The sequence below is a fragment of the Citrobacter sp. A316 genome (assembly GCF_002042945.1).
Taxonomy (GTDB): Bacteria; Pseudomonadota; Gammaproteobacteria; order Enterobacterales; family Enterobacteriaceae; genus Citrobacter; species Citrobacter portucalensis.
In genome coordinates this window covers 40,219-52,504 of record NZ_MVFZ01000021.1, presented here as the reverse complement: position 1 = coordinate 52,504, position 12,286 = coordinate 40,219, and the positions used below count along the sequence as shown (strand labels likewise).

The 12,286-nt window shown below is 48.2% G+C and carries 12 protein-coding genes; all 12 read right to left on the bottom strand.

The genetic code is table 11. The features are described from left to right. The 12 genes from traT to BZK41_RS21885 all read right to left on the bottom strand — a co-directional run bounded on the left by traT (position 1) and on the right by BZK41_RS21885 (position 12,259). The gene (traT, locus tag BZK41_RS21940) at positions 1–732 is read right to left on the bottom strand and encodes a conjugal transfer complement resistance protein TraT (protein WP_079939575.1); all 732 of its coding nucleotides are present in this window, start codon (positions 730–732) and stop codon (positions 1–3) included. A gap of 306 nt (positions 733–1,038) precedes the next feature. Next, entirely contained in the window at positions 1,039–1,590 is a 552-nt protein-coding gene (locus tag BZK41_RS21935) for a hypothetical protein (RefSeq protein WP_079939574.1), read from the bottom strand. Positions 1,591–1,592: 2 nt separating this feature from the next. Then, a complete protein-coding gene (gene traG, locus BZK41_RS21930) occupies positions 1,593–4,736 on the bottom strand; it encodes a conjugal transfer mating-pair stabilization protein TraG (RefSeq protein WP_079939573.1) in 3,144 nt (1,047 codons plus the stop codon). Further along, complete coding sequence (gene traH, locus BZK41_RS21925; protein ID WP_079939572.1) at positions 4,736–6,100, bottom strand: conjugal transfer pilus assembly protein TraH; 1,365 nt, start codon at positions 6,098–6,100, stop codon at positions 4,736–4,738. The genes traG and traH overlap by 1 nt, the downstream gene beginning before the upstream one ends. Continuing rightward, a complete protein-coding gene (locus tag BZK41_RS21920) occupies positions 6,093–6,362 on the bottom strand; it encodes a hypothetical protein (protein WP_079939571.1) in 270 nt (89 codons plus the stop codon). The genes traH and BZK41_RS21920 overlap by 8 nt, the downstream gene beginning before the upstream one ends. A 17-nt stretch (positions 6,363–6,379) precedes the next feature. Continuing rightward, positions 6,380–6,979 (bottom strand): F-type conjugal transfer protein TrbB, encoded by a 600-nt coding sequence (gene trbB / locus BZK41_RS21915; protein WP_079939570.1) that lies wholly within the window; start codon positions 6,977–6,979, stop codon positions 6,380–6,382. Next, complete coding sequence (locus tag BZK41_RS27615) at positions 6,976–7,656, bottom strand: hypothetical protein (protein WP_253193781.1); 681 nt, start codon at positions 7,654–7,656, stop codon at positions 6,976–6,978. Before BZK41_RS27615 ends, trbB begins: the two co-directional genes overlap by 4 nt. A 9-nt stretch (positions 7,657–7,665) precedes the next feature. Next, positions 7,666–8,448 carry a type-F conjugative transfer system pilin assembly protein TraF gene (gene traF / locus BZK41_RS21905; RefSeq protein WP_079939569.1) on the bottom strand — a complete coding sequence of 261 codons (783 nt, stop codon included), beginning with the start codon at positions 8,446–8,448 and terminating at the stop codon, positions 7,666–7,668. Further along, entirely contained in the window at positions 8,445–10,319 is a 1,875-nt protein-coding gene (gene traN, locus BZK41_RS21900) for a type-F conjugative transfer system mating-pair stabilization protein TraN (RefSeq protein WP_079939568.1), read from the bottom strand. The genes traF and traN overlap by 4 nt, the downstream gene beginning before the upstream one ends. Further along, complete coding sequence (gene trbC / locus BZK41_RS21895; protein WP_079939567.1) at positions 10,316–10,936, bottom strand: type-F conjugative transfer system pilin assembly protein TrbC; 621 nt, start codon at positions 10,934–10,936, stop codon at positions 10,316–10,318. Before trbC ends, traN begins: the two co-directional genes overlap by 4 nt. Before the next feature lie 10 nt (positions 10,937–10,946). Continuing rightward, positions 10,947–11,939, bottom strand: coding sequence for a conjugal transfer pilus assembly protein TraU (gene traU, locus BZK41_RS21890; RefSeq protein WP_079939566.1), 993 nt, complete (start codon positions 11,937–11,939; stop codon positions 10,947–10,949). Further along, positions 11,936–12,259, bottom strand: a complete 324-nt coding sequence (locus BZK41_RS21885; RefSeq protein WP_079939565.1) for a hypothetical protein — start codon at positions 12,257–12,259, stop codon at positions 11,936–11,938. The genes traU and BZK41_RS21885 overlap by 4 nt, the downstream gene beginning before the upstream one ends. Positions 12,260–12,286 lie beyond the last annotated feature (27 nt).

Sequence of the window (12,286 nt, the reverse complement as noted above, 5' to 3'; positions counted from 1 at the left end):
TTACATAATACCGGCGATTGATTTGGCCAGTTGTGCTTCCAGTACTGGCTTCGCCTCTTCAAATTTGAGGTTTACCTTGTTGGCATTGGAGACCACGCGGGTTTGATATTTTGCCCTGTTACCTTGTTCCGTGCTTGTCTGCACCTTAACTCCAGAAGTCCCTTGCTTTAAAGCGGCAACATTATCCGTTGTTACAGTCGCTTTACTGCGCTCAGAGATTTGCAGATCGGTCACCATCGTGTAGTTAATATCTTCAACCATCGCATCAGCGGCCATACCGATCAGGCCGCTAGCCAGGCCAACTCCGAGTGTGGCGCCTGCAGAACTTGAGTTATACGCAGTGATGCCTGCACCAAGAGCTGCGCCCATCGCTGCTCCTTCATAGCCAGTTTTCAGGAATCCCTGTGCTTCACGCAGGTCCATCTTCTCTGCCTTCAGAACGTTGGCCTGAATCCAGTAGTAGGCGGTGTCCGGAGAACTGGAAACCCGGTAACCTTTTGCGGCCAGTTCACTGGTAATTTTCGCCTGCAGGCCTGACATGTCTTTGTCGGAAGTATTGCGAATCTGGAGATAAACAGTCTTCTCTGAAGATGGTTCCAGCCAGATGGTTTCACTCATCTGGGTCTTTACTTCAAGGTTGCGCTTTTTCACAGCCGTGGACATGGCTCCGCAGCCCGAAAGTACCAGGGTAGAGGCAACTAAAGTTACAACTGCATATTGTTTTAATTTCATGGTTTATCCTGTTTGTTTTTCCAGCACACTACTTATCCTGAAATTCAGGATGAAATTCATTGATATAGCGCATTAAGTTAAGAATTATCTTAACCAGCAATTAATAAGCATCGCTCAAGCCTTAACATATAAGGGCGGCTAACAATTTTAATTGTTAATAACCACCAATGAAATTATGAAGCTTTAATTGACAAATATTAAACAACACAACCAGTTCAGGCAGTTAAACATTCATTAGGATAAATCATGATAAAGACCTGCATTCTTCGAAAAGGATGCAGGCTTATAAGTTGAAGTATATTCAATTCAGATTTTTATTAATTTTTTTAACAATGGTCCAATTCCATATTTTGTCACTTTAAAATTTACAGTGATTGAAGTAACAAAAATCGCCACAAACATCAGTATTGGTGTTGAAAGTAAATATATGGGATCGTAGAGGGACATCAAGCATGTCATCACTAATGCACAGATGTAAATAACAGCCCACTTATACAAGGCGCTTTTAAAATGAATTATCAGAGGGGTTGTTCTCCTGATATCTTGAGGTATCAGATTGTAAAGGCCAATGTAAGGAAGCAACATCATGTACTGGGCAAGGCTTACCACTATAGACAGATAAACTGGTATGGCTCCACCTGAGAAAAAATACTCTACAAACAGGCTGGCGCTTAAATTTCTATGGTTAAAGTTGGCACATACCATACCAAATGTTAATGCAGAGAGAAGACTACCAATCGCGGGCAAAGTTAATGCAGTTATCATTATCTTAACCGCTGATGGTACAGGTCTATCATTGTCAGAAACACCATCTAAAATCGCCTTCACATCACGATTAACGTCGTTGAATGTAAGCATTTTTACCTCGTTCTCTTTCTCAATTCTTCAATGTTTTGCTTATGTTTCTCAATCTCATCACTGTGTAGAATAGGCAATGCAGTTTGTCTTAAATCCTCTGCGTGCTTACCTTCTATAAATTGTGATTTAATATTCTCACTTTCGCCTTTAAGAATATCACTGGATGCCCGAACAGTGGATTGTTTTTTATCAATTTCTCCAGCAGAATTGTTGATGTTATTCTGAATATCAGATCTTTGTTCTGCAGCCCTACGTTTCAAGTCGTTTTGAGTCTCAAAAATCTGCCCACTGTGTTCGCGCAGTTTTTCCTGATTTTCCTTAAAAGAATCTGACATATCATTACCTGTGACATTCCCGCCCACAGCAGTTCTGTTATCGGTGATATTTCTCGACTTACTTACCTGGTCAGTTTCCGTTTTATACTTGTTGTGACTTCCGGAGTGATTCTCTTCGCGATAAGTATTAGCTAATGGAGTTGAACTATTTTCTTCATTCCCCCGCGCCCTATTACTTACAGATGAATGTGAGTCACCTGAAAATGTACTGGTTACCCCTTCTGAAATTCCAGACGAACTGTAATGCAGTCCCCCTTGTGTATCTTCAGTCCCCACCATATGCTGATTACTCTGAGCTGGATCCACAACATGTTTACCACTGAACGGGGCATGCTCTGAACCGGTTATAAGGTCTGAGCGACCTTGCTGATAATCTCCGATAATCTCAGGTTTCAAACGTTCATTCACAAACTCCATAGCAGCTTCACGCGCACTTGGGGCACTTGTCAGAATACTTTGTGCTTTGTCACCATACTTATTAACAGCCCAATCCACAAACTCTTGATTGTAGTTAGTATCTAAGCTTGCACTCTGGTTCTGTGCGATCATGGCCATCCGGCTGAACTCATCGCTCTGCGTCGAACTGGTGGTGTATTGATGATATTTGCTTTCCGCATCATTAAGAGTGGCTGCAAATTGCTGAACGTCGTTGGTTGCCGCATTTTCCGTATGATTTGATCCCTCACTCACACGGCTGCTGGTAACCATATCCATACCCTGACGGAAGTCATTTATGGCCTGACTGTTTTTATCATGCCGCATATCCTGAGTATTTGAGTTAGTCTCCTGAGTACCATGAGAACTTCCACTACTCCCCTTAGCCTCAACTCCTCCATGCCCCTCAACTGAAACTCCTGTTACCCATTTACCAATCTTACCGAAAGCCTGGTCACCTGATTTGAATTTAACGCTACCTCCCGCGTTAACACTCATCTCACTCGATTTTGACATAAGCTCATTGTAGGCTTCCTGCGTGGAAATATTGTTTCCTTTGGCGTAGCTCTCCACTGCAGACATCATCATGTTTGCGCCGCGCGTAGCATTTGTAGCCTGACTGTTTTCACTACTTGAGATCAGGTTGTCGCTGGTGCCACTCTGGCGAGAGAACTGCGCCAGTTGGGACCAGCCACTGGCCACGCTATGGTTATAACCATCCAGTGCAGTCTGCGCCTGTACCTGCGACTGACGCGCCGATTCCTGAAATCCGCTGCTGGCCAGTTGGCTGAGCTTCATATTCACCGGGAGATTAGACATAGCACCAGAGCCATCAATAACGGTATGGCCACCGGCAGTCATTGTCTGTGTGGAACCATTATCAGCCTGCCATGTCTGTTGGCCCTGACGTTGTACCAGGTTTGTATCCATTTTGTTCTGGTTTACGTTGTCCATCGACATATTGTTAAACGACCAGTTTCCATCTGCAGTCGTGGAAGATACACCTGCAGCCGTGAAGGCCGCCGAACTAAGCATGCCTCCTGCTACCTGTGATCCAATTGCCGCCGCACCCCGGGTAAGGTAGAACGAAAGAACAGGAATCGAGAGTGAAAGATATCCGGCCAGGTTCGCCACATCCGAATGCTGTAACGCCACAATATCTTTGTTAGAGAGGACAAGTGCTGTCCCTCCAGTTTTCGACTGCAACCAGTAATTTGAGGCGTAGTTAAGGATCGCGAACATGATTGGCCATAGCTGGAAATAGATAAAACCACTCACGTATATTTTCAGTGTATTCAGGCCGAATACACCGTGGTTAGTGGCCGCTAAAGCAATCATTAACGGGAAAAGACACACCAGGATCAACATCAGCAATGATTGAGCAAATGGCAGTGTGCGTGTTGCCAGTTCGTTCCCTGATGCCCAACTGAGCCGTTGCTTAGTGGCCGCATTCTCTGTCGCCAGATTCAGCAAGTTTGCGGTATCTGACGAACGGGCTGCGAACCCTTTAATTCCCTGTCGTATCGCGCTGTTGGTGATATTGTTCTTCATAATCTGCGAGGCAGTCATTCCTCCGGCATAAAAGAAACCGTAGCTGTCCCCCATCGCACTGGATAGCAGTGTGGCTCCATTAATTTTATTGCCGAATATCTTCTGCGTCAGCCAGGTAAACGTGGCGCTGCCAGGATTAGCTTCAACGTTGGCCAGCGTTTTAATTTCCGCAGCTGCCTGTTGGCAGGTTATAAACTGCCTCGTTGTGGAGGATGTTTTAAATATTCCACGCAACGGGCTTGGATTACTGGTGATTAGCGCCAGCGGATCGGACGAGTTAAGCAGCTGATTCACGGTGTATTTCCCGTTCAGCAAAATGTCACCAATTACGCAGTTTTCCACATAATCCGGCAGCATCTGTGCCAGTTCCGGGTTCTGTGTCGTGAAGTCACTTGTTTCGGCCACTATCTGTGAACCAAAAAGCATCCCCGTTTTGCTGTAGGTTACCGAGTCCGGGCGAGCCATCAGAGAATCATATAACGAGGTCATCTTATAGCCGACACTTGTCGTCAGAGAGGCAATACCAGCCAGTCCAACCGGAACATTATCGGTTTTCCAGACAGCTGCAGGATCAGATATATCGATCACCTGAACGGAACGCTTCGGAACTAACAAAATCGTGGTAATAATCATGAAAACAGCCAGCCACTGCACAAACAACATCGGGTTACGTTGTTTGATAAACATGATCAACGCAGCCAGTACCCCGAAGGTGCCCGCCATACGCAGCAGCGTACTGAATGTACTGGAGCCGATGAGGGTTACAACGGCGTCCAGCGCCGTTTTCCACATCCCCCCGCCGTAAATGGTGTAAATCTCAAGCATCAGCGATCACCCCAATGGTAGTTGCTCTGGTATGAGCCAGAAACGATGGTGGATACCTGCTGTTGCAGGTACTGCATATTGCGGTCGATACCATCCAGTGCATTCTGATCTGCAGCTGACTGCAGTTTCATGTCAGCCAGAAGCCCCTGCGCGTGAATAACGTTGTCACGCAGCTTCGCGGCAGCTTCTTCCGGGAAATTTTTACCCGCCAGGGACATACTGGCCTGTTTAACCAGCTCCTGGAGATACTGAATCATCAGGTCCTGCGCGATAAAATCCGACACCTGCAGCAGATAGGTCGCGCTCATTCCCATGCTCTGAGCGTTAGTCAGATATTTCAGTACCGGGACCGACGTGGTGTTCACAAACCCTTTTTCCTGGTCGGTCAACGGCCTGTCATCTACCAGTTTGTTCTGCATGGAGATCATCAGGTTTTTAACCAGGGTAACAAGAGCACTTGATTCAGAAATACTGAGGTTGGTGACGACCGGATTAAGACAGAGTGAGGCTTCATCACATCCGTATACTTTCGCTGTACCACCGCGCATCAGGACTTTTATCAGATCACGGTTATCAACCAGCGGCGTAAGAATAGTGACATCACCATTCCTGTTAAAAATGATTGAGCCGACAGTACTCATCACCAGTTCTTTCAGGGCGCGGTCACCACTCAGTAATCCATTTTTGCTGAGTGAATCCCAGATGAGATTCTTGTTTTTCAACACCTGGTCTTTCTGCTTATCTCCGGCCCGGGACGTCACACTGTCGCTCTGCCCGCCGACCGTACACCCCTGACGCGATGCAGCCCAGTCCGCAAACATATTGGTTTCACCGGCTATGTCCTGACAGATCTTTTGCTGTGACACCTGTGTCACCGGCCATAACCCTCCTATGATGCCCTGTGCTGCCTGACACGAACTCATATTCATCGAGTTCACATCGCTGGCCAGTTTTTGCAGGAAGTCCTTAGCCTGTTTCAGTTCCGGGACCATCGTCTGTAAAGCAAGGTCAAAGGCATATCCCAGCGCGTTGCTCATGATCTGTTTAACGAAGCGCTGAATTTCTTCACCGCTGATCATGCTGAATGAACCAAGATACGCATCAATGCCACCGCAGCCGGCATTGAGGGAGGGTAACTGCATCGAAATCAGTTGTACGTTTTTAACCGGATTTCGCAGATACACCGAACCACCTGAAAAATAACCCGCAGCCTGTCCCTGCCATGCCTGCGCCTGTGAGACGTTTCCGCTGTACCCCAGACTGCCAAAAAATCCGTTCAGATCACCATTTACATCAGCCCGGACAGGGGATACTGACAGGCCCATAAAAAAAATGCCTGTGGCTACTGCCAGCGACTTAATCATGCCCATGCCTCCTGAAAGCTGGTTTCTGAAGCGAAATTCGCAATGCATAATGTCCGGCAGTACAGGCCATAAAACCGATGCTCAGTGAGATTAAGAGCAGTACCGGTATATCCTGCAGAAAGGTACTCAGCTCAGATTTTGAAAGCCCCCCAGCAAGTCGGGCAACCAGGAAGCCATAAATTGTCGCGGATACCAGCAACGTCACGCTGAACAGAAGCCAGACGCGCTCGGTACGCGAGAACGCATACGAATATGTAGTCATTTTGTAGTCCGGTTATATTACTGAGGGGTGAGCTGCGTACTTGCCGGCATGGGCGGCAACATTTTCGGATCAACATTGTCGAGGTCAGCTTGTATGAGGCTGGCCATCCGACTTTCAAGAACAGGAATATCCATCACGCCCTGCGTTAGTGGATAAGCCCTGAGTGTGTTGACGTTCACCATGAAGGCCGTCGGCGTGGCAATCGGCAGACCATTACCAAAGAAGGTGACTATCTCATCTGCTATAGGGGAAGCCGGGTCCGTTTTGCGTGGTATCATTGGCGAAGGGTATGACGGGTCTCCGCCTCCATCGAGCGTATAAGGATATACTTTGATATCGTGCAGATCGGTCCATTCTTTGATTTGAGGGTCGAATTTTGCGCTGTACTGGCAGTGCGCCTGCATAAACAATACAACCGCATAGTCCTTCATATTAACCTGACGACCGTCAGGTAATGTCATCAGACTGGTTGTCGTCCCGGGGGATTGCATTGTCAGGGCAACAACTTCCGGAGAATTCATTTTTGCTGCATCCATTGCGGCAAGTTCATCCCGAACACCGGCAATGACTATCAGAGGAAACACCATCAACAAGCTGGCGGCGACTTTACCGATCATGCAGTACCTCCCTTCTTTGAAAGGTTACAATCTTCAGTCTGCCATTCATGTACGCATGCGATTGTCATGAGCACCACTGAAAGTGCCCACATCAGGTAACAGGTCCAAATCAACAGGTTTTGGGAGAGTGTTACCGGCGCTGCAACCAGATAATCCAGGCACTTTGCCGCCACGCCCCACCACAGAAGATGAATCAACCTCAATTGACATGATTTCATTCTCCTGAAGATGGAACGAGCAGGAATGAGCCCACCACTGAACAACCACGAGACAAGTAACCCCATAACCACAGACAGCAGATACAGATGTCGTATGGTGCTGTCTGTTTCATTTTGCCATTCGGAGGCTGGTTTCCGTCCTGTCAGGCATGTTGCTAAATACACCGGAGAAGACTGTTGCAGAGCGTTATCCTCTGCGGACAGGGATGGAATGGCCCATTCATCAGGTAAGTCATCGAGAGATATCTTAGGTTTGTCGCACACAGAGATATTGACCATCCCATCCGGAGCGCCAGCGATAAGAGCCCGGGCAGTCGAGAGGAAGCTGCCGGCAATCGAGTTGTTGAATGACAGCATGATGAACAGGAAAAACAGCACCAGAGAGGGCGCCGTCACCAGAGAAAAAAAAGCGACACGTAGCAACGTGCACGCAGTACGTATGTATGCAAATTTATTCACGGGAAATCCTTAAGAGGCGGGTCTGAACCCGTGGGATACATTAAGAAAGCGCTTGGCTAGTTCATCCTGCGTCATGAAGCCGTAGGACAATGCCCGATAGTTTTTCTTCTTTGGATCAACCAGAAACAGTGCCGGGAAATGCGTAATGTTCATAGAACGGACCTGACCTGAATCAGGGCGGCTTTGTGGTAAGGAGGCCGCAACCTGTCCATCCACCGATACCGGGATCAGTGATATTCCGTTGGATTTAGCAAAATCAGCAACAACACCGGCCATCTGTACATCAATGGGGTCGCTGCCACGGTAAAAATAGAAGAGGCCATACTGTTGTGACATCTCTGCTACCGCGTGCTGCCGTGCCTGCTGATCTCGCGTCTGAACAAACGGAGCCATACTGTTGTAATGCGGATACTCAAGATTGTAATCGAGGTCCGGATGGCTCAACTGGGCAGCCGCAAAAGACTGGCTGAACATCGATCCTCTGTCAGTCCAGAATTTCTGCCAGCGCAGGAATGTGGCAGTATTTTCCCGTGTCGGATACAGGATGGCGCGATTAAGCGCCTCCATTGTGTATCCTCTGAGTACCTTTGCCTGCTCCTGGGCAGTCATTTTGCTGAGGTCAGGAATGACTGGCGCCGCGGGTTGTTGCTGTTTTTGTGGCTTTTCAGGCGGGGTTTTCGGTTCGTTGTACCAGAACCAGCCAGTAAAGGGAGCTGCCGGTTTCACAATCTCATCAGCTGTTGCAGGCAAACTGACCGTCAGCACCAAGAGAACTGTTATGAGTTGCCTCATTTTTTCCCTCCCTGACCTTGTTGTTGCTGTACCTGAGCCGCAATTCGGTCTTTTACCTGTTTCACCATCACAGATGAATCCGGGATTTTTTGGTTATCCATCAGGTCACTGTAGAAGTCTGAAAAATTAATTAAGTCAAAATTAATATTCTGCAATTCCGGGATAGTGATTCCACGACAGTCAGGATTCTTACCGCTTCCAAACCCAATACCAAGCTGATCGCGACGCCCCTGCTCCTGAATTATACGAGCCAGTTTTCCCTCGAACACGCAGTAAACTTTACTCTTCTGAAGACAAACACCCAGAACCTCACGATCGCAGCGCTCACCGAGACTGACCGTAATCTTTTTCGCTTTTGCTTTACCCAGCGCCAGTTCTTCACTGTTACAAGCCGACAACCCTACATCCTGACCCCATCCGGAGTCTTTACAGCAGTTAGAAAAGCCGGCAATAGCTTTGCGGCAACTGGTCACTTTCCCGGTAAATGCCCTGACATCCATTGCATTCTGCCCCTTTTTAACATCATCTGCCGCAGATGCCAGTCCAGCCAGTTTTGACACTGCCTCGTCAAAACCACTGTCCCCGGCACCATCCGTGTCACTGCAGTCCCCCGTTTTACAAAAGTATTCCCCACCGCAGATAATTCCACCTGAAGTGAACTTACGCTGACATTCGTAGTTCACCCTCTCATGCTCGCAATAACTCCCGTTTTGCGTAAGGCACTGCGTTCCCGTCACGGTACACGCAGGATCATTCATCAGTGGCTCGCAGGTGCCATTTGAACCTGACTGAACCAGATACTGATCCAGATACTCCCAGCAATCACTCCACACCTGCTGGACAACACCGTCTATAGTCACCGGTCTGTACCCTCCGGCCACTGAGCAGGTGCTTGATACAAAGACAGGAGTACTTTTTGCTGCAAGAGCGCTTCTGCTTTTCTGGAATCCACACGATTCAGTCCATTCAACTTTGGGCACACTGTTATTTTTCTTCACCCGCAGGACCAGACGGATAGACATCGGGACATGTTTATAAAATTTCTGTCGGCCCGAACCGTCCCTGAGTTCATGCGGATGAGATGACGTAAAAGCAACGCCGGCGGTCAGCGTCGCCGGTACGGGTGTGAAGCTGACATTCTGGTAATTGCCTTTATTGTGCCAGGGAATTTCTGCCCCCAGAATGGAAACATTCATGAAGAAACGGGGTTTATTTCCGCTGTTATTTTGCCATGAATAAGTGGCCTGAATAATTTCCCCGCTCACCTGGGGAACGATGGTGACGACATTTCGTCCGTTAATTTCCTGCATGGGTATATCGTAGAGTTCGTATTGCAACGTCTGAGTTTCCCAGGTGGAATCCCCCTCAATCACAATTTTTGCAGTACGGCTACAGCTTTGTTCTATCCAGGCGTCACGCTCGCAGGTGTATTTCTCGAATTCGGACTTTGAAACGTTCGTTTCCTGACATTGTTGAGGATTTCCGGTTCCGTTGATCATTCCATCAGCATTTGATTCTGCATCCTTACCTGCTGTAATAAAGGGAGCATTAGGATCGATAACCGGTAACGGGTTTTTTGTTCCGGCATCGATAACTGCCTGACCCGCGTTACTGTTCAATAACCCTTCCATGCCCTTATTTACAAGACCGCCATCATCGCCTTTTATTCCGCCGTAATACCCTGTTTCAGGTGGATTTGATGTATATCCAGGGATGCTTCCTGTTACCGAATCCGGGTTATTCAGGCTGTTAGTACCCTGCCCTTTATTTCCTTTTCCAAATTCAGCGCCAGAATTAAAAGCATCGCTGGTTGTATCAGCCACGGCCAGTAACGGCAAAAGGAGTATCAGCCCTCCCCAAAATGCTCTCATTCTCCCTCCTTCAACAACCGTTTTGCTGTTGCTGCACAGTCTCCACGTTCAGCCACTCTTTCCAGGGCCTGTCTGAGAGGAAGACTGCCGCGAATCACATCAAAATGTCCCGTACAGGTCACTACCAGAGCAGGTATGGCGGTAATGCGGTATTCGGAATACAGTGTCGGATCTATTTGCACACCAATATTTTTATCTTCTTTAGCCAGTTCAAATATCGTCGCAGCGGTCTGACGCATATCATTGTTAACCAACCCGCGAAGAGTAGCGGGAATGCCATAACGGTTTGCATCACGAAGCATGGGTAACAACCCCTCACGGGGCAGGCCCAGACTGACAAAATAGATGGCGGGGAAAGTACGCTTTTCCACATTCTGGCTGGCCTGTTGTTGACGGTTAATATCCTCCTGAAGACGGTTAATCTGTCTCTGTTGCTCAATTGGGAGGGGCAATGTCTGGCCCTGAAGGTTCTGTTTGAATACTTCCAGCTCCTGCTGTTGCTGTTTGATCCACGACATATCTCTGACGGACACAGCAGACTGCTCACTGGCTGATACAAACGAGGTGCAGAATATAAGAGTGCAGACAAGCAGCACCCGGCACTTGATTGTGTTCATTGTCAATTCCTTACAGAAAAACGCAGTTACGTTTGCGCCAGAAGAGGTAACCAAAATTCTTTTTTGAGTTTGGGGAGTTATGTTTAATCCCCCAGGTTTGGGTAGTAGCACCAAACGCATGGCAATTTGAGCTCTCAGGGAACATGTTCACCATCTGATAACGCCAGCGGTCTTTCGGAATGATGGGAGACGGATACTGATTACAGACTGCGTTATCTGCACCAATGGAATTCCAGACCAGACCTTCACGATGCATCTTGAACGCCATACGCTCACTGACAAGAAGTGATGATTCCAGAGGGGAAAACTCACCGCTGGTAAAACCTGTCATCGGATACATCGATCCCTGGCTACCTGCACACCAGAATAAAGGGGCCAGAGGGCGCCCGGCAGCGCTGGCCACAGAATCCGCTGCGCATGCAGCCTGTGCAATCAGATTACCGAAAAGCGACGCTTCCGGACTAATCATCATGGACAGCGTGCTGTCATTCCATAACGGGTCAATTTCAGAGAGGTAAGCGATATCCAGGTCCCCTGTCTGCAGACAACCAAGACTGGTAATAATGTTGAGCCAGAAAATCAGAGGGTATTTGTACCAGTGGACATGGTAGAACGTGCCTGCAGCAGGACGGTCACTCTGACCAGCGGTTCCTGTTCCTGTCCGACCGAGATCAATTTTAAATCCGCCCATGTTCACCATAACGCCAGGCTCACGGGTCACATCAACCATCGCCATCGGTTCCCAGAATCCAATCGCCAGCCCAATACGATAGAGGATTCCAACAGGGCAAATTTGTATGGGAGACGAGGGATTACTGGTGTCAGGCAGCGGACCGGAGGCGAGCTTGATGCTACCAATTGACATCGGGAACATGCACTTCCAACAGATATCGGAAATTGGATTTACCCATCGTCCCTCACCAGCATTACTGGAGGCAAAAGCCTGAGACGGTGTACAACCCAGCACCAGAAGTAATGTGGCGAACCAGACAAAGCGCCTCATGCTCCCCCCCGAAGCCACACACAAACCGGACCGTCTTCAGTGTCATGTATTGAACCAATAAACCAGCCATCTTCTGAAGGAACAGAAGGCTGCCATTCACTGATATCAGATGCTCCGTTTTCCCAGGCTTCAATAACCTGAGGAGGTGCATCGTTCTCCAGCCAGCGAAGTGCACAGACAAGTTGATTCGTGCGTAACCATTCATTGAAATCGGCCTGGGAGGCCTCATCACATGAAGGCTTAAAGTAGTGTGGGTGAGTCCAGAATCCGTTTTGGTCACGGATTACTGCAACCGCCTTTACAGGTTCAGTGTGGGTCATGGGGATCTCCGGATGTGCCACCATCAG